This window comes from Streptomyces sp. NPDC048516, assembly GCF_043199875.1.
Classification (GTDB): domain Bacteria; phylum Actinomycetota; class Actinomycetes; order Streptomycetales; family Streptomycetaceae; genus Streptomyces.
Genome location: NZ_JBICWS010000034.1, coordinates 1 through 17788, shown reverse-complemented (window position 1 = coordinate 17788; position 17788 = coordinate 1). Strand labels below are relative to the sequence as shown.

Below are 17788 nucleotides of genomic sequence, written 5' to 3'. Positions count from 1 at the left end.
GCCGGGCGTCGGCAGCGGTCGGCGGTCAGCGGTCAGCGAGCACCGGAACTAGGTAGCAAAAGACCACGAAAGGCACCACAAAGCAGTCGCATTGGTGAAATTGTTGTTTCTTCCGTGTTGAACATCTGTCAAAAAGCGTCAACTCCTGGCACGCTCCCCTCGATTCACTCCTTCTGCTCCACCGGGCATCCCCCTCGGCTGCCCGGCCGCTTCTTGGGCCGCGACCGCGCGGCCCTCACAAGGGAGACCGAGTTGAGACGGATCTCGTCCACCCCCCGCAAGAACACTCTGCGCGCCGCCGCCCTGGTCGCCTCTGCCGCCATGGTCGCCGTCGGCGTCCAGGCCGGCTCGGCCAGCGCGCAGCCGGACCGCGCGAACGGCGCGTCGGCGGTCCAACTCTCCACCGCACAGCGGGCATCGGCGCTCAAGGACGCTCAGAACAACGCCTCCGCCGTCGCCGCGAAGATCGGCCTCGGCGCGCAGGAGAAGCTGGTCGTGCGTGACGTCGTCAAGGACGCGGACGGCACGGTGCACACCCGGTACGAGCGCACCTACGGCGGGCTGCCGGTGCTCGGCGGCGACCTGGTGGTACACGAGGCGAAGAACGGAACCCGCAGCGTCACCAAGGCAACCGACGCGGCGATATCGGTGGCCAGTACCTCCGCGGCGCTCGCCCCCTCCGCCGCGCGGAAGAGCGCACTCGGCGCTGCCGCCGCGCAGAAGGACTCCAAGACCAGCGCCTCGTCCGCGCCGCGCAAGGTGATCTGGGCCGCTACCGGCAAGCCCGTTCTCGCATACGAAACGGTCGTCAAGGGCGTCCAGAAGGACGGCACGCCCAGCGAACTGCACGTCGTCACCGACGCGAGCACCGGGAAGAAGCTGTTCCAGAACGAGGCCATCGAGACCGGCACCGGCACCAGCACCTACAGCGGCAAGGTCGCGCTCACCACCACCAAGAGCGGATCGACGTACCGGCTCACCGACGGCGCCCGCGGCGGCCACAAGACGTACGACCTCAAGCAGAACACCTCGGGCACCGGCACGCTCTTCACCGACGCGAACGACGTATGGGGCGGCGGCCGCCAGACCGCCGGCGTTGACGCGCACTACGGGGCAGCCGTCACCTGGGACTTCTACAAGAACACCTTCGGCCGCAACGGTATCCGTGGCGACGGCAAGGGTGCCTACTCCCGCGTCCACTACGGCAGCAACTACGTCAACGCGTTCTGGGACGACGACTGCTTCTGCATGACCTACGGTGACGGCGACGGAAACGCGCACCCGCTCACCTCCCTCGACGTGGCCGCCCATGAGATGAGCCACGGCGTCACCGCCGCCACCGCCGGACTCAACTACAGCGGTGAGTCGGGCGGTCTCAACGAGGCCACGTCCGACATCTTCGGCACGTCGGCCGAGTTCTACGCCAAGAACGCCGCGGACCCGGGCGACTACCTCATCGGCGAGAAGATCGACATCAACGGCGACGGCACCCCGCTGCGCTACATGGACAAGCCCAGCAAGGACGGCGCGTCGGCCGACTACTGGTCCAGCGGCGTCGGCAACAAGGACGTGCACTACTCGTCCGGTGTCGCCAACCACTTCTTCTACCTGCTGTCCGAGGGCAGCGGCGCCAAGATCATCAACGGGGTCAAGTACAACAGCCCCACCTCCGACGGCTCCAAGGTCACCGGAATCGGCCGGGCCAAGGCCGAGAAGATCTGGTACAAGGCCCTCACCACGTACATGACCTCCACCACCAACTACAAGGCCGCACGTGCCGCAACCCTCAAGGCGGCAGGCGCTCTGTACGGCACGACAAGCGCCGAGTACAAGGCCGTTGGCGCCGCATGGACGGGCGTCAATGTGAAGTAGGCACCCCTCGGGTCGTGCGTCCCGGCGTCGGCATCGGTGCCGGTGCCGGGACGCGCGCCGCACGGCGTACGCCGGATGCCGGGCGCCGGGCGCCGGGTGCCGGGCGCCGGGCGCCGGGTGCCCCGGGCGGATCCCTCGCCACCCGCCCCGTTGCCTACTATGGGGCGGTGACGCCCCGCCGCCCGTACGAATCGACACCGCCCGCCCGGCGGTGTCGTGCGCTACTCGTACTGGCGCTGTTGGCGGGCCTGCTGGGCATGCACGCTCTCAGCCCTGTCCTCACCCCAGCTCCTTCCCCGCACGAGCACCGCCACGAGCACCGCATGGCCGTGGCAGCCGGTGCCCACGCGCACTGTGTCGGCGAGGGAGGCTGCGGCAGCGGCGGCCACGTCCATCACGCTGACACGACCTGTGCGTCCGGGGCTCTCGACGGGCCACCCACGCCTCCTCCCCTGGTTCCGTCTCCCGTCCGCCCCGCCGAGCCCGATGACGCGGCGGGCGCCGGCGAATCGAAGGGTCAGGACGGCGGGCGCGCACCCCCCTCTCTGGCCGAACTCCAACTCCTGCGGATCTAGAACGCCCTGACGGCGCTCACCCCCCACGCCGGGGCGGCGCCGCCGTCCGGCATGTTCCGACACCGCACGTCTTCAGGAGTTCACCCATGAAGCCCACCCCTCCCCTCATGCGCCGCATCGCACTCGTTGCGGCAACTGCCGCCTCCACACTGGTACTGGCCGCATGCGGCAGCAACAACGGCGACGTCGACGGCCGCTCAGGCCACGATTCCCCCGCGAAGCCCGCCTCCTCGCCGAGCGACCGGGCTCCGGCCGGTACGCACAATGCCGCGGATGTGGCCTTCGCGAAGGGCATGATCCCGCACCACCGACAGGCCCTGGAGATGGCCGACCTGGCCGCCACCCGGGCCGCATCCCATCAGGTCAAGGAACTTGCCGAGAAGATCAAGAAGGCACAGGACCCAGAGATCAAGACCATGTCCGGGTGGCTGACCGCCTGGGACGAGGAGGTCCCCGAGGAGATGCCCGGCATGGACCACTCCGCCCACTCGGCGATGCCTGGCATGAAGGGCATGAAGGAGATGGACGCGCTCAAGAAGAAGTCGGGCAAGGACTTCGACACCTCCTTCCTGGAAATGATGGTCGGGCACCACCAGGGCGCGGTGCGGATGGCCGGCACCGAGAAGGACAAGGGCGCCTACGGCCGGGCGAAGACGCTGGCCGCAGGCATCATCAAGGCTCAGAACGCGGAAATCACGCAGATGAACAAGCTGCTCGGAAAGAACTGACCGCCGGCAGGCCTCCTGCACCACGCCTGCCCTGCCTCCCGCCGGCAGCCGGCAGCCGACACGCTGTCGGCTGCCGGCGGACAACGGTTCAGAGCAGCAAGCCCACGCCGCAGTGTCGGATGGGTGCAGTCAGATGTCGCCGAAACCACTGACCAACGGCCGACATCACCGTTTCACCGGAACGCCCCTCACCGTGCACAGACCGAAGCGAGGTGCGGCATGACCGGGAACGCACCACGTCGCTTATCCGCATGACGAGTTGAGGGTCGGGAATCGGGAATGTCCTATGGATATTGATTTCGCCATGTTCGATGTTTTCGGGACGCTGACCGACTGGCGGTCCAGACCGCTTGGCCGCCGGCCTGCTCGAGGTGGAGCCGCAACGGCTCTTCATGATCGCCTGCCACCCCGACGACCTCGAGGCTGCGGCCAAGGCTGGGCTCCGCACCGCCTATATCCCCCGCCCGCTGGAGTGGGGCCCGGCCGCCGGCCGGGTTGACCCGCCCGCTGGGGTCGACCTCGTCGCCGACGACGTGATCGACCTGGCGCATGCGTTGGGAGCACCGGAGCGCACCAGCCCATAGGGCTCGGGCGGCAAGGCAAGGCAAGAGCCCTGGCGGCAAGGCAAACGCTTTGGACAGCGCTTCGACGCTCTGCACGGGGTGCCACGTGGATAAGTCGGCCGGCCGCCCACCGGCACCCCGCACAGCGCAGCCGGACCGCTGCTGCGAGACCTTCAGCGGGCAGCGGCGGCAGCCGGCACGGCCCGGTCCCCGGCCCCGGTCCCGGCCCCGGCGCGGTCCCCGTCCCGGTCCCGGTCCTCCGACCCGGCACCAGCACCAGCACCAGCACCAGCCCGGCGGTAGTAGTCGAATTGGGTCACGCCGTTGTAGCCGTAGCTCTCGGGGTGGAGTTCGTGCAGCGCGACGCCGGACCGGGGAAGCGGGCCGAGGATGTCCGACAGCAGTTCACCGGCCCTGGCGATGAAATCAGCCTTCTCCGCGGCGCTGTTCGTGCCCAGGGTGATGCTGGCCTCCACGTGCGCATCGCGGGCCCCGGTCAGGGGCCGGCCGTCGATGAAGTAGCTGCCGGCCGGGACCAGATGAATGTGGACGATGGTGCGCGCGCTGGACTTGTGCAGGACCGAAACCGCCAGCCGGGTCAGGCCCTCGGCAAGGGCACCCTGGACATCGGATGGGAGGTCGGGGTCGGGGACGGTGACCCGGAAGTACGGCATGGCTCTCCTCGGCAGGTGTGCGGTACGCGTCCGCCGGAGTCGGCGGCACGGATCAAGCGTCACCGGCCTGGCACCATGAATCCAACGCATACCTGTCATAGACCCATGAGGCCGTCGCATGACCGTGAACATTCCCCAGCTGAGGGCCTTCCTCGCAGTCGTCGACGCGGGCGGTTTCAGTGCGGCCGCGGCGGAACTGGGCATCAGCCAATCAGCGGTGTCGCACGCCGTCGCCTCCCTGGAACGTGAGCTGGCCGCACCGCTGTTGGTCCGCGCCACCCCTGCCCGGGCTACGGCACTCGGCGAACGGATCCTGCCGCACGCCCGCATCGCCCTGTCGGCGGCCCGGTCCGTGGAGCGGATCGCGGCCGAGGCCACCGACACCATGACGGGCACTGTCCGGCTGGCCGCCACGCCCACGGTCTGCCAGGGGCTGATACCCGGCCTGCTGCGGCACTGGCGTGCGGACCAGCCGCGGATCACGGTACGGGTCTTCGAGGGTGACAGTGCCGAAGTTTCGGGCTGGCTGGAGGACGGGACGACCGATGCCGCCATCCTGATCGACCCTCCCCCGGCTACCGCTGGGAGGAGCCCCCAGGGCTCCGGCATCCAGCTCGCCGTGGACGGTTACCGGGCCTTGCTGCCCCGGGACCACCCCTTGGCGGACGAACCGCTCGTCGACCTCCGCGACCTGGAGGACGACCCGTTCCTGATCTCGCCCAACGGCTGCGAAGCCCGCATCCGTACGATCCACGGCCTGGCCGGACTGCGCTTCTCCCCCACCCACCGGGTACGGGATCTGGCGACTCTGATCAGCATGGTGCAGGCCGGTATCGGCGTGACCGTCCTGTCCGAGGTCTCCCGCTCGCTGATCCCCCCTGATCTGGTCCTGCTGCCGCTGGCACCCCAGACCTCACGCCGCCTCGTACTGACCGGGCCGCCTGCCCGCCCCTGGCACCCGGCGATCCGCGCTTTGGCGGAGTCGGCCGTCGGCCATCTGGCCCGGAAAGCCTGCCGGTCCCCCCTGTCGGAGGAAGAGGCGGCGCCACCGGCGCCACCGGCGTCCCCGTTGCCCCCGTTGCCCCCGTTGTCCGCACCGTCCGCGTCGTCCTCACCATTCTCACCGTCCTCGCCATCCTCGCCGTCCTCGCCGTCCTCGCCGTCCGCGCCGTCCTCGCCGTCCGCGTAGTCCCCGGCAGAGGGGGTGAGGCGCCGGCTCAAGGAAGGGCGGGGGCGAGGCGTTTGACCTCTCGGAGGGTGGGAGCCGTTTCGATGCTCTGGATGCCTGGCAGCGGACCGATGTGCTGGTCGATGTAGTCGTACAGCTCGGCCGGGGTGCGGAAGACGCCGCTGGCCACGAGGTTGGAGGTGCCGGTGATGGCGGCGGCGAAGGCGATGGCGGGGTGGGTGGCAAGGGTCTCGCCGACGGTGCGCAGATGGGCGGGGGTCACATGGAGCCAGAGCTGGGTGGTCATGTGATAGCCGAGAAGCTGGGGGTCGAAATCCACGGAGAAGCCGAGGGCGCCCTCGGTGCGCAGCCGCTCCAGGTGGCGCTGGACGCTGGAGGCCGAGCGGCCGCTGACTTGGGAGAGTTCGGGCAGGGTGGCGCGGCCGTCGCGGGCGAGTTCGGTGAACAGGACGCGGTCGGTGGCGTCCAGGGTCAGTGGGGCATCGGGGGTGCCGGAATCCACCGCGGGCGCGGGACCTGGGGTGTGGAAGCGGGTGGCGTGCCAGGTGCTGGTGGCGCCGATGAAGATCCGCATCATGCAATGGGCGCTGACGGACAGGACGTGTGGGGTGCGGGGGAGCTTCCGCAGGAGCAGAGCGTTGCGCTCATCGGCGGTGCGGGTGTTGACGGCGCAGTAGAGCTCGGTGCCGCCGGAGGCAAGGGTGACCCAACTGGTGTCGGGGCGGCGGGCCAGCGCCTCGGCGATGGTGCCGGCCGCGTCGGGGGTGCAGCGCAGGCGCAGTAACCAACGGACCAGGCCCAGGCGGTCGGGGACGGGCTGGCCGACGATGCGCAGGCCCAGGGTGCGCAGGTGCTGGTAGCGGCGCGCGATGGTGCGTTCGGAGACGTCCAGCCGGCGGGCGAGGTGACTGAAGGGGGCCCGGCCGTCGAGCTGCAGGGACTCCAGCAGACGGGTGTCGAGCGCCTTCAGAGGGCTGGAATCCACCGCTGTACCTCACTTCCGTGCCGGAATCTTGCACGGGCAAGGCTACGGCTAGGGGCGGTCCTGAGGACGCCCGGACAGTGGACGGGTCCTGTTCCACCTCGCCCTTACGGGAGTTTGTGTCATGCGTATCTGGGGGCCGCTGGCCGCCGTTTGTCTGGGCACGTTCATGCTGCTCACCGACATCACCATCGTCCTGGTCGCGCTGCCGTCGATGGCGGAGTCCCTGGGCTCCTCGCTCTCCCAACTGCAGTGGGTGGCCGACGGGTACGCCCTCGCGGTGGCCGCCGCCCTGCTGGCAGTGGGGACGCTCGCCGATCTGCAGGGTCGCCGCCGCGTGTACGTCGCGGGGCTGGTCGTCTTCGCGCTGGCCTCGGTCGCCTGTGCGCTCTCGCCCGGCATGGGGTGGCTGATCGCGGCCCGGCTGGTGCAGGGCGTGGGCGCTGCGGCGATGTTCACCACCACCCTCTCCCTGATCAGTACTCTGTACTCCGGCCGCCGCCTCGGGCAGGCCTTCGGCGTCTGGGCAGCGGTCGCCGCAAGCGCCTCCGCACTCGGCCCGATCATGGGCGGGCTGCTGACCGAGGCACTGGACTGGCGGTGGATCTTCTACGTCAACGTCCCCGTCACCGCGCTCGCGCTGGCCATGACCTTCCGCCACATCCCCCGGTCCACCCCCCACCGGAGCGCCACGCGGCGTCCGGACGTCCCCGGCATCGTGCTGTTCGCGCTCGCCGCGGGGGGATTCGTCTACGCCCTGACCACCTCTCACTCCCACGGCTGGAGCTCAGCGGGAACCCTGGTGCCGCTGGCCTTAGCGGTGGCGGCCTTCGTGGCCTTCCTCGCCGTGCAGCGCCGCGGCCCACACCCTCTGCTGGACCTGTCCCTGTTCCGCCGTCCGGCGTTCACCGCCGCGATGCTCACGATCGCCGTCGGCGAGGGAGCGGTCTACGGAATCCTGCCCTACACCTCGATCTGGCTGCAGTCCGTCCAACACCTCGCCCCGATCGGCGCGGGCCTCGTCGTACTCCCCCACGCCGTGGCCGCGGCCCTGGTCGCGGTACTGAGCGGACGCTGGATGCCCAAGCCCTCACCGCATCTGGGCGCCGTCCTCGGTCTGCTCCTGGCCGGGATCGGCGTCGGGGCCGAAGGGTTCCTGGGTCCCGGTTCCGGCTGGCCCGCCCTCGTCGGCGGCCTCGCCCTCAGCGGCGTCGGCATGGGACTGGTCTTCCAGGTCGCCGCCACCCTCGCCCTAGGCTCCGTCCCCGCGGAACGCGCCGGTATGGCCTCCGGCATCTACAGCACGGTCGAACAACTCGGCTACGCCTTCGGCGTCGCCGTCTTCGGCACCCTCGCCGTCACCACCATGACCGGCTCCCTGGACGGTAAGGTCGCCGACCCGGCGGGTGCCGCACAGACCCTGTCCGGCGGCGGAGCCGGCACTCTCCTCACGGCCGTGCCGACCGGGCAGCGGGCCACCTTCGACCACATCCTGCACGCCGCTTTCGCAGACGGGCACAACGCCCTCGCCCTGACGGCTGGTGCTCTGGCGGTGGCCGGTGCCGCCTGTGTGTGCCGGCTGACCCGAAGTCCGGAGTCCACGGGGAAGGCGATGGCCGGGGCCCCGGCAGAGACTGCCGGGGCTGTCCCGACGGCCGAGTAGGCCGGGTAGGCCGGGTAGGCCGGGTAGGCCGGAGCGGCTCGGCAGGCTCCGTTCCCGGAAACGGCCCTTGTGCGGGGCGTAATCGGGAGCAGGGTCGCGGCGCGTGGGCGTGCGCCCCCGCCGAGGGGCCCGAGTCCATGACTCCCGTGGCCGGGGTGATCAGGCGCGGCGGAGCCGGCCGGCAAGGACATGCCCGATGAGGACGTAGAGCACGGCGGGCAGCCCGTAGTTCAGCACGGTCCGCACCCAGTCCGTATCCATGGTGAACAGGTCGTGCGACCAGCCGGCCAGCCAGCCGGCCGCGGCCTGTACCCAACTGACCAGGTCGTTGGCTCGGTTCGCGTCGAGGAGGACGAACAGGATCCATAGGCCGAGGATCACCGCGGTGAGGTCCGCGATGACGACGATCACTTTCGCTGCTTCGCTTCTGCCGTTGTGAACGTGTCTGGACATGACAAACGGATTGCCGCTTTCGACCCGTCGAAACCCGGCCACGGGCCGGGCATGAGCCTCCGGTGACTCCGGTGACCGCCTCCGCACGCGGGCGGCCCAACGGCAGCGCCCCGAGCCCGTCCGCCGCCCGGCCGCCCGGCCGCCCGGCCGCCCGGCCGTCTGGCCGCCCGGCCGCCCGGCCGTCTGGCCGCCCGGCCGTCTGGCCGTCTGGCCGTCTCCAGGCTGTCCGGGTGTGCCCGCCCGGGCCCCGTAATGCCGGACCGGGCCCGTAATGCCGGACCGCTGACTGCTCGCGGACGGACCGTGGGGACACGGCTCTGACACGACCGTGCCTCCGGCATGACCGGTGTCAGAGCCGTGTCTGTCGGATGTCAGGACCGGCGGCGATCGTGGTCGGCACATATCCGCCTCACCACATCCACCACGAAAGGACCTCCGATGAGTCAGACGGTTTCCGTCCCGCAGGGTCTCCCCATGGAGCGCGACGCGGGCCCCTTCGACCCGCCCCGCCTCATCACCCGGCTGCGCGAGGCTCGCCCGGTCAGTCCCATGATCTTCCCCGACGGTCACGAGGGCTGGCTCGTCACCGGATACGACGCGGTCCGCCGGCTCATGGCCGACACCCGGTTCAGCTCCCGCCAGGACGTCGGCATTCTCCACGTGCCGTACGAGGCCCCCGGCATTCCGGCCGCCACCGAACCGTCCCCGCAGGTGCCGGGCCTGTTCGTCGCCATGGACCCGCCGGACCACACCCGCCTGCGGCGCAAACTCACCGGCGCCTTCACCGTGAAGCGCATGAAGCAGCTCGAAGAACACATCATCGACATCGCCGAGCGGCAACTGGACGAACTGGAGCGCCTCACCCCGCCGGTCGACCTGGTCAAGGAGTTCGCGCTGCCGGTGCCCTCGCTGGTGATCTGCCAGCTGCTCGGGGTCCCCTATGCCGACCGGGAGACCTTCCAGGTCAACTCCGCCAAGTTCCTGGTCAAGGACCAGTCGCTCGAAGAGAAGATGGCCGCGTACCACGCACTGACCACGTACCTTTCCGAACTGGTCACCCGCAAGCGCGCCACCCCGGGCGACGACATACTGTCCGACCTGGCCCGCCATGACGACCTCACCATCGAGGAGCTGACCGGCGTCGCCTTCCTGCTGCTGTTCGCGGGCCACGAGACCACCGCCAACATGCTCGCCCTGGGTACCTTCGCGCTCCTGGAGCACCCCGAGCAGCTGGCCGAACTGCGCGCCGACCCTGACCTGTTGCCCGGTGCCGTCGAGGAACTGCTGCGCTACCTGTCCATAGCCGACGTCTTCTACCGCTACGCCACGGAAGACATCGAACTCGGGGGTGAGACGATCGGTAAGGGATCGACCGTCGTTGTCTCCCTGCTGGCGGCCAACCGCGACCCCCGGCGCTTCGACCACCCCGACACCCTGGACATCCACCGCAAGGCCCGCGGTCACCTGTCCTTCGGCCATGGCATCCACCAATGCCTCGGCCAGCAACTGGCCCGCATCGAGATGCGCGCCGGTTTCGAGGGTCTGCTGCGCCGCTTCCCCACCCTCGGACTCGCCGTCCCCGCCGACGAGGTGAAACTCAAGACCGACATGAACATCTACGGCGTCCACGCGCTTCCGGTCACCTGGACGGAGACGGACCGGTAAGGCCGTCGGCCGAGCGCGTCAGTTGAGCGCGTCGGCCGAGCGCGTCACCGGAGCAGGGATGCGAGGGTGGTCCCCGCGTCTGCACCGGGGCCGGTCTGCACCGGGGCCATCCCCCGGAGCTCGTCCCGCAGCGCGACCACCGTCGGACGCCTGCCGCATGGATGCCTACCGCATGGATGCCTGCCGGACGCTCATGCCAAAATCAGCGGGTGCAGATCGGGATGCTGGGTCCGTTCGAAGTGCGCACGGACGACGGCGACTTGGCCGACGTACCGGGCGCGCGGCTGCGCGGGCTGCTGATCGCCCTCGCGCTCAGGCCGGGCCAGGTGGTCCCGAAGGCGTCGCTCGTCGACTGGATCTGGGGGGAGCACCTGCCCACCGATGCGGCGAATGCCCTGCAGCGCTTGATTTCCCGGCTGCGGAAGGCACTCCCGCACGGGGTGATCGAGAGCCAGACGGGCGGCTACCGGTTGACGGTGGAGCCCGACGCCGTCGACGCCGTGCGGTTCGAGCGTCTGGTCACCGCGGGGCAGGCCTGCACCGAGGACAGTTCCCGGCGGGTGCGGCTGTTGCGCGAGGCCCTTGAGCTATGGCGCGGTGCGGCCCTGCAGGACGTCGGACTGCAGGACAGCGCCGCATTCGACACCGCGGGCGTCCGGCTGGAGGGGTTGCGCCTGACCGCCACGGAGGAGCGGGCCGGCGCGGAGGTCGCCCTCGGTCGCGGTGCGGAGCTGGTCACGGAGCTGACCGACCTGGTGGCCGCGCACCCGGTGCGGGAACGGCTCGTCGCCGCGCTGATGCGCGCCCTCGTCGCGGCGGGCCGCGACAGCGAGGCGCTGCTGGTGTACCAGCGTGCGAGGGAGGCTCTGGCCGACGCGCTGGGCGTCGACCCCTCACCGGAACTGGCCGCGTTGCACCTCGCGCTGCTGCGGGGCGAGCTGGGGCGGCGGGAGGAGAGCCGCAAGACCAACCTGCGCGCCGAGCTGACCACCTTCGTCGGCAGGGGCGCCGATGTCGCCGCGGTCCGCGGGCTCATCGCCGGGCACCGGCTCACCACCGTGACCGGGCCGGGCGGCTCAGGGAAGACCCGGCTGGCCACGGAGGCCGCACGCACGCTGATCGGCGACCTGCCGGACGGGGCGTGGCTGGTGGAGCTCGCCGGCATCGGTCCGGACGGCGACGTGGCGCAGTCGACGCTCGCCGGGCTCGGCCTGCGGGACGCCCTGCTCGGCGGGGCCCCGACTGCGGAGCCGACGGACCGGCTCATCGCCGCGGTCCGCGAGCGGGAGGCGCTGCTGATCCTGGACAACTGCGAGCATGTGATCGAATCCGCTGCGGTGTTCGCCCACCGGGTGCTCGGGGAGTGCCGGCGGCTGCGGATCCTGGCGACGAGCCGGGAACCGCTCGGCATCACCGGGGAGGCGCTGTGGCCCGTCGAGCCGCTGGCCCTGCCGGAGGGGGACGCGGGCCCCGGCGAGATCGAGTCCGCACCCGCCGTTCAGCTGCTGCGGGACCGGGCCGGGGCGGTGCGCCGGGACCTCGCGGCCGACGCCCGCACGCTGGCGACGATGGTGCGCGTCTGCCGGGCGCTGGACGGGATGCCGCTGGCGATCGAACTGGCCGCGGCCCGGTTGCGCACCATGTCCATCGACCAGCTCGCCCACCGGCTCGACGACCGGTTCCGCCTGCTGACCAGCGGCAGCCGGACCGCGCTGCCCCGGCACAAGACACTGCGCGCGGCAGTCGACTGGAGTTGGGAACTGCTCACCGACGCCGAGCGGATGGTCCTGCGCAGGCTCTCGGTGTTCTCCGGCGGGGCGAGCCCGGAAGCGGCCGAACGGGTCTGCGCGGGCGAGGGGGTCGCGCAGGAGCAGGTGCTCGAGCTGCTGACCGCGCTGACCGAGAAGTCGCTGCTGGTCGCCGAGGTCGACAGCGCCCCGCGCTACCGCATGATCGGCACCATCAAGGAGTACGCCGGCCAACGGCTCGCGGAGGCCGGGGAATCGGAGCCGGCGCGCCATGCGCACCTGGCCTACTTCACCGAGTTCGCCGAGACCGCGGAGCCGCACCTGCGCCGCGCCGAGCAGCTGGACTGGCTGACCGTGCTCGAGGCCGAGCACGACAACATCGGTTCGGCGATGCGGACCGCGCTCGCGGCGGGCGAAGCGCAGGCGGCGATGCGGCTCGCGGCGGGCGCGGGCTGGTACTGGTGGCTCGGCGGGCACCGGACCGAGGGCATGGAGCTGATCACCGCGGCCGCCAGGACGCCCGGCGATGTGACCGACGAGGTCCGGGCGATGGCGTACGCACTGCTCGTGTTGTTCGTGAGCTCCGGGCGGGGCGACGAGCGCCAGGCGGAGCACTGGATCCGCGAGGCGCACCGGCTCAGCCGGCGCAGCCACTGTCGCTCCCCCCTGCTGGGGCTCGTCGCCGCGCTGGAACGCCTGCTGCAGACACCTGAGGCGTTCCGGCCCGCGTTCGAACCGCTGCTCGACGACGAAGACCCCTGGGTGCGCGCGCTTGCCCGGCTGCAGCTGGGCAAGATGCGGGTCGTGCTCGGCCAGGAAGGGCCGGACGCGGACGCGCATCTGGAGATGGCGCTCGCCGAGTTCCGGGCGCTCGGCGAGCGGTTCGGGATCTCGTTCGCCCTGTCCGAGCTGGCGGACCGGATCGCCGTGCGCGGCGAGTTCACCGGTGCGTGCGAGCACTACGAGCGGGCGATCGCGGTCGTCACCGAGGTCGGAGCCACCGAGGACGTCATCCGGATGCGGTCGCGGCAGGCGCAGCTGTACTGGCTGCTGGGCGACGAGGACGCGAGCGCGGCCGCCCTTGCCGAGGCGCAGCGGTGCGCGGAGCGGGTCACCTGGCCGGATGCGCTGGCCGAGCTGGCCCTCGCGAAGGCGGGGCTCGCGCGGTGGGGCGGCGACGCCGAGGAGGCTTACCGGCAACTCGGCATCGCGACGGCCGTACTGGGCGACGATGCGAAGCAGGCGCACATCCGCGCGGTGACGCACGACCTGCTCGGCTACCTCGCCGACGACCTCGATGAGGCCCGGGCGCACCGCGCGGCGGCCTGCGAGGCGGCGGCCGAGGCGGGACACGCGCTGGCCATCGCGCAGGTGCTCGTCGGGGTCGCGGACCTGGCCCTCCGTCGCGACGAGCACGAGCAGGCCGCACGGCTGCTCGCGGCGAGCACGGGGGTGCGCGGGCTGCAGGACCGCTCCCATCCGGACGCGGCCCGGATCGAGCAGACCGCGCGGCGCCGCCTCGGCGACGCACGGTTCGCCGAGGCGGCCCGGGAGGGGACGCGGACCAACTGGTCTCGGCTGGTCGAGGCCACGCTCGCTACGTGAACCTGGAGGCCGCCGACACACACTTGAGGAGGGCGGCCTTCGGCGAGGGCTGTGGCGTAGGCGAACTTGCCCGCCACCTCGCCGCCCTCGTCTACACCGTCGATGCCGTCTACACCGTCGATGCCGTCGATGCCGTCGACTACGCAGCCTCGGCCGTCGCCGGCGTCGTCGCCGCGCAGACGCCGCCCGCGCCCGGCGCGGCGAGGTTTGTTCAGTGCGACGTCGAACGGGACCCTCTCGACGGCCTGCACAGCTCGTACGGCCTGATCGTGTTCCGGCTGAGTTACGCCTTGTGACGGACGTGCTGGACGTCGTGTGGCCCGGCCGTCTGCCCGGCCTGCCGCCCGTCCACCGCCACATCCTCGCGGAGGACGACGACACCCCTAATCCGCGACGTCCGTGACCCGGCGCCCCGGCCGCCCCAGGCGCAACCGGCCCCGCAGCTTGTCCACCAACGGGTACTTCTCCCGCCGTTCGCGGGCCTGGCGGTTCAGCTCCTCCACGAGCCGCTCGGAGCGTTTCGTCACCTCCAGCTCGTCCAGGATCCGGTCGATCTCGGCCAGCAGCGCGCCGTGCAGCTGCCATTGCCGGGGATGCTCCTGCACGCCGTCGAGGAGCAGATGCGCGACGGCCTCGCGGCTCTCGAGGCTGGCGACGAGCTCCTGGCCGAGCCGTTCCTCGGCCTCCTCCGCATTGGCGCTGACCTGCGTGGTGATCAGGACCGCGAAGCTCTCGACCGCGCGGGCCATATGGCCGAACAGCTCCTGCAGGGCGGTGCCGAGGGCGGCCGGGAAGAGCGGCTCGTCGATGCGCGCCTTGGCGAGGTCGGTCAGGGTGCGGCACACCGTACGGAGCACCACCGCGGAGATCTCCAGGGTGTCCAGACCGGTGCGCAGAACGACACGCGAGAGCAGGCCCTCCTTGACCCGGGGATTGAGCCGGAGGCTGTCCTCCGCCTGCCGGAGCGCCGCGTCCACCTGCACGATGTCGTGATCCAGGCGCCGCGCCTCGTGCAGCCGGGCTGCCGCCTCCGCCACAGGCGTGTGACCCGTCATCTCCTCGCCGAGACTCAGCAGCAACCGGCTCATCCGGGCAGCAAGGCCCTCAATGGCCTCACTGGCCGGCTGCACCCACAGGGGTGGTACGAACAGCATGTTGAAGAGCAGCCCGACGACCGCCCCGATCAGTGTCTCCAGCACCCGGTCCCAGGCCGTCGCGGCCACCCGCGTCGTCGTCACGCCGAGCACCAGCATCGCGCTGATCGCGACCTCGGGCACGAACTCACCGGCCCGGACGAAACGCCCGATCACCAGCGACGCGAGGATGATCAGCCCCAGGCTCCACCAGGTCAGCCCCACCAGGGAGCTGAAGCCGATGGCGATGACCACACCCACCACGACGGCGTTCACCCTGCGCACGCTGGTGGTGAGGGTGGTGTACAGGGTGACCTGGACCACGAGAAGGGCGGTCAGGGGTGCGGTCAGCGGCGCCGGCTCGCTGCTCAGCAGCAGGGCGACGACGTAGGAGATCACCGCGGCCACGGTCGAGCGGAGCGTCTGGGCGACGACAGGCTCGCTGTGCCATCGGACGAGGTCCAGCAAGGGATCGGTAACTTCGCGCACCCTTCGACCCTTCCCCCCTCTTCACACAGGAGGCACCCTCGATGGCCGTGAATGACCCGCTTACCTCACCCTGTGGTCGTCCGTCGACGGCCTGAGGATCGCCCGTCCTGCGCCCAGGCCGCACCGGGAAGGGCGAGGGCACCGGCTCCGGCACCGGCAACGGCACCGGCACCGGCACCGGCACCGGCAACGGCTCTGACCGTCGAGGATCGGTGCGCCTGGCACCGTGCGGACTGTGATTCTCTGTCGCGGCGCGCTCACCACCCGTATGCAGAACCGCAGCCGGGAGCGGACGGGCCGATCGCCCCCTTCCTTCCATCAGCAGCCGACGGCCCGCACCCAGGTGGTCATCCGGGCTCGGCGGCACCCACCCGGTCAGGTGCTTGACATACCGGCGAGCTGCCGGGCGAGCGTGTCGAGAGGCTGGAAGGTGGCGCCGAGCAGTGCCACGTGTTTCCAGTGCAAGGTGCCGTCGGGTCCGATGAGGAACACGGCCCTGCGTACTCCGATCCCGGGGGCGGCGACGCCGAAGGTGCGGGCGACGTCGCGATCCGTGTCGGCGAGCAAGGGCATCCGCAGGTCGTACTTGCGCGCAAACCGATCGTGGCTGTCCACGTTCTGCGGACTGATGCCCCAGACCTCCGCGTTCTGACCCTGGAACTGCTCAAGGCCACTGGAGTAAGAACACAGTTGCTTGGTGCACACGCTGGTGTCGTCACCCGGATAGAACGCCAGGACGAGGGGGCGGCCGCGCTGAAGGGAGAGGGCGTAGTCGCGACGCTCGAAGCGGTCGCCGGTCAGCACACCGCCGGGCAGAGTGAAGTCGGGTACCGGCTTACCGATTTGGGGTGCGGGGGCCATGGGGGGTGTCCCTTCACTAGGGAAGCGGGAGGTCTGCGAAAAGTGTCTACGTGCACTATCTCCGACTGTCCGGCGCCTTGAGCCGGGGCCCGGGAACCGGTGACGTCGAGGCATGGACTGCGGCATCGCCATCGCTCCTCTCTCCCGGTCCGATCGATCGCAAGGCAGCCGCGCGGCACAGCGCAGCACGGCGCAGCACGGCACGGCTCTCCGGACGTCCTCATCTGGTGTATTCGTCGCCGGCCGTGATCCGGATTGGTCAGGTGGTGGGTCAGGTGGTGGGTCAGGGGGGTGGGTCAGGTGGTGGGTCAGGGGGGTGGGTCAGGTGGTGGGTCAGATGCCGATGGGAGGCTGCTGGGCACCAGCGGGCACCAGCGGTCGCAGTCGCCACGAGTGCCCCCTCGGCACGTGCCCTGGCGGTCGTGCCGGACCCGGGCCGTTTCGGGAGGCAGCGGCGATCGCCATTGACATGGGTCCGGTCCACCGTTTGACAGGATGACGCCGAGTGGCACGGTGGAGGTACGGATCCTGGCGTCGTAGCCAGGGTGAGGGGGCAGCCTGGCGAGGGGTGAGTGGGCACCATGGCCTTCGGTGACGGAACGGCGGGGAGCCTGATCTGTGAGCACCTCGATGAGGTGACGGCGGTCAGCCCCGACAGCCCCGACAGCTGCCCGGAGTGCGTCGCGCTGGGTGATGAGTGGGTGCATCTGCGCGAATGCCAGAGCTGCGGACACATCGGCTGCTGCGACTCCTCCAAGAACAAGCACGCCACGGCCCACCACCACGCCACCGGCCACCCGCTCATCCGGTCCTACGAGCCCGGCGAGGCCTGGTGGTGGTGTTACGAGGACCAGGTGACCTTCGAGGTGGAAGGCGTGGGTCCCGTACGGCCGGCCTGAGTCCCGTGCCGCCCCGCGGCCTCCCGAAGGCGGCGATTTCTGAGTTCGTCTCTTAGATCTTCGAGGTGAACTTGCCGAAGGCTCCGCAGCCCCGTGACGGCGGAGCCTTCGGACGCAAGCAGGCCGTATCCTCACCGAGATGCCCCTGCATGTGCCGTTGATGGGCACGGAACCACCACACGCTGCAGGAGCGCCCCGTGACGATGCCGAACACCCCCATGCCCGCGCGGCCCCGCGCCCCACACCGGCTGGTCCAGCCGGTCCAGCGGCAGGCATCCGGCGCATCACGCCATACGCAGGGCACACCTCGGATGCATCAGGCACCTCGGATACATCCGGCGCACCGCGCTACGGCGGTGGCCGCGCTGTTCGCGGCGGCGGCCCTGGCGCTGTCGGCCTGTAGCGGCCCCGGCAAGGAAACCGGTCCGGATGCTGCGGCCGCCAAGGACGCCTCCGACACCTCCAACGCCAGGATCACGGTCTCGGCGAAAGACGGATCCATGGACGCCGGAATCAACGCCACCGGTGTGAAGGTCACCGGCGGAAGACTGACCGCCGTGAAGCTCACGGAGGCGGACTCCGGCGAGGCCATCGCCGGTGCCATATCGTCCGACGGTTCGTCCTGGAAGCCCGGCGCCCAGCTGGAGCGCGGCACCAAGTACAAGATCGTGGCGAACGCGAAGGACGCC

General features: G+C 70.7%; 16 protein-coding genes. 11 read left to right on the top strand and 5 right to left on the bottom strand.

The features are described 5' to 3' along the window. Positions 1 to 321 precede the first annotated feature (321 nt). From ACGFR7_RS35570 to ACGFR7_RS35555, 4 genes are all read left to right on the top strand, one after another. Entirely contained in the window at positions 322 to 1872 is a 1551-nt protein-coding gene (locus ACGFR7_RS35570; RefSeq protein ID WP_393327718.1) for a M4 family metallopeptidase, read from the top strand. 167 nt (positions 1873 to 2039) lie between these two features. Further along, entirely contained in the window at positions 2040 to 2447 is a 408-nt protein-coding gene (locus tag ACGFR7_RS35565; RefSeq protein WP_393327647.1) for a DUF6153 family protein, read from the top strand. Positions 2448 to 2533: 86 nt separating this feature from the next. Beyond that, on the top strand, positions 2534 to 3175 hold the full coding sequence (locus ACGFR7_RS35560; RefSeq protein WP_393327645.1) for a DUF305 domain-containing protein: 642 nt from the start codon (positions 2534 to 2536) through the stop codon (positions 3173 to 3175). A gap of 371 nt (positions 3176 to 3546) precedes the next feature. Continuing rightward, positions 3547 to 3759: a hypothetical protein gene (locus ACGFR7_RS35555; protein WP_393327642.1), complete on the top strand. Its 213-nt coding sequence runs from the start codon at positions 3547 to 3549 to the stop codon at positions 3757 to 3759. Positions 3760 to 3911: 152 nt separating this feature from the next. Here ACGFR7_RS35555 and ACGFR7_RS35550 read toward each other — a convergent pair whose 3' ends face one another. Further along, on the bottom strand, positions 3912 to 4412 hold the full coding sequence (locus tag ACGFR7_RS35550; protein WP_393327639.1) for a 4-oxalocrotonate tautomerase family protein: 501 nt from the start codon (positions 4410 to 4412) through the stop codon (positions 3912 to 3914). A 118-nt stretch (positions 4413 to 4530) separates the two neighbouring features. Here ACGFR7_RS35550 and ACGFR7_RS35545 point away from each other — a divergent pair, with 118 nt between their 5' ends. Further along, positions 4531 to 5601, top strand: a complete 1071-nt coding sequence (locus tag ACGFR7_RS35545; protein WP_393327636.1) for a LysR family transcriptional regulator — start codon at positions 4531 to 4533, stop codon at positions 5599 to 5601. A 28-nt stretch (positions 5602 to 5629) separates the two neighbouring features. Here the strand turns inward: ACGFR7_RS35545 and ACGFR7_RS35540 are convergent, their stop codons facing one another. Next, positions 5630 to 6586, bottom strand: a complete 957-nt coding sequence (locus ACGFR7_RS35540) for an Lrp/AsnC family transcriptional regulator (protein WP_393327633.1) — start codon at positions 6584 to 6586, stop codon at positions 5630 to 5632. 121 nt (positions 6587 to 6707) lie between these two features. On the opposite strand from ACGFR7_RS35540, the gene ACGFR7_RS35535 reads away from it, so the two are divergent. Continuing rightward, positions 6708 to 8246, top strand: coding sequence for an MFS transporter (locus ACGFR7_RS35535; RefSeq protein ID WP_393327632.1), 1539 nt, complete (start codon positions 6708 to 6710; stop codon positions 8244 to 8246). Between the two features lie 159 nt (positions 8247 to 8405). Here the strand turns inward: ACGFR7_RS35535 and ACGFR7_RS35530 are convergent, their stop codons facing one another. Next, positions 8406 to 8699 (bottom strand): hypothetical protein, encoded by a 294-nt coding sequence (locus ACGFR7_RS35530; RefSeq protein ID WP_328390696.1) that lies wholly within the window; start codon positions 8697 to 8699, stop codon positions 8406 to 8408. 438 nt (positions 8700 to 9137) lie between these two features. Here ACGFR7_RS35530 and ACGFR7_RS35525 point away from each other — a divergent pair, with 438 nt between their 5' ends. The 3 genes from ACGFR7_RS35525 to ACGFR7_RS35515 all read left to right on the top strand — a co-directional run bounded on the left by ACGFR7_RS35525 (position 9138) and on the right by ACGFR7_RS35515 (position 14013). Further along, positions 9138 to 10364, top strand: a complete 1227-nt coding sequence (locus ACGFR7_RS35525) for a cytochrome P450 (RefSeq protein WP_393327628.1) — start codon at positions 9138 to 9140, stop codon at positions 10362 to 10364. Positions 10365 to 10573: 209 nt separating this feature from the next. Next, positions 10574 to 13717 (top strand): BTAD domain-containing putative transcriptional regulator, encoded by a 3144-nt coding sequence (locus tag ACGFR7_RS35520; protein WP_393327626.1) that lies wholly within the window; start codon positions 10574 to 10576, stop codon positions 13715 to 13717. Beyond that, positions 13714 to 14013 carry a hypothetical protein gene (locus ACGFR7_RS35515; protein WP_393327623.1) on the top strand — a complete coding sequence of 100 codons (300 nt, stop codon included), beginning with the start codon at positions 13714 to 13716 and terminating at the stop codon, positions 14011 to 14013. The genes ACGFR7_RS35520 and ACGFR7_RS35515 overlap by 4 nt, the downstream gene beginning before the upstream one ends. Before the next feature lie 87 nt (positions 14014 to 14100). Here ACGFR7_RS35515 and ACGFR7_RS35510 read toward each other — a convergent pair whose 3' ends face one another. Continuing rightward, positions 14101 to 15339, bottom strand: coding sequence for an aromatic acid exporter family protein (locus ACGFR7_RS35510; RefSeq protein ID WP_393327621.1), 1239 nt, complete (start codon positions 15337 to 15339; stop codon positions 14101 to 14103). A gap of 375 nt (positions 15340 to 15714) precedes the next feature. After that, on the bottom strand, positions 15715 to 16200 hold the full coding sequence (locus ACGFR7_RS35505) for a peroxiredoxin (protein ID WP_393327618.1): 486 nt from the start codon (positions 16198 to 16200) through the stop codon (positions 15715 to 15717). Between the two features lie 581 nt (positions 16201 to 16781). On the opposite strand from ACGFR7_RS35505, the gene ACGFR7_RS35500 reads away from it, so the two are divergent. Then, positions 16782 to 17099 (top strand): UBP-type zinc finger domain-containing protein, encoded by a 318-nt coding sequence (locus ACGFR7_RS35500; RefSeq protein WP_393327616.1) that lies wholly within the window; start codon positions 16782 to 16784, stop codon positions 17097 to 17099. 311 nt (positions 17100 to 17410) lie between these two features. Next, the coding region (locus tag ACGFR7_RS35495; protein ID WP_393327613.1) for an Ig-like domain-containing protein at positions 17411 to 17788 on the top strand (378 nt) is incomplete at its 3' end.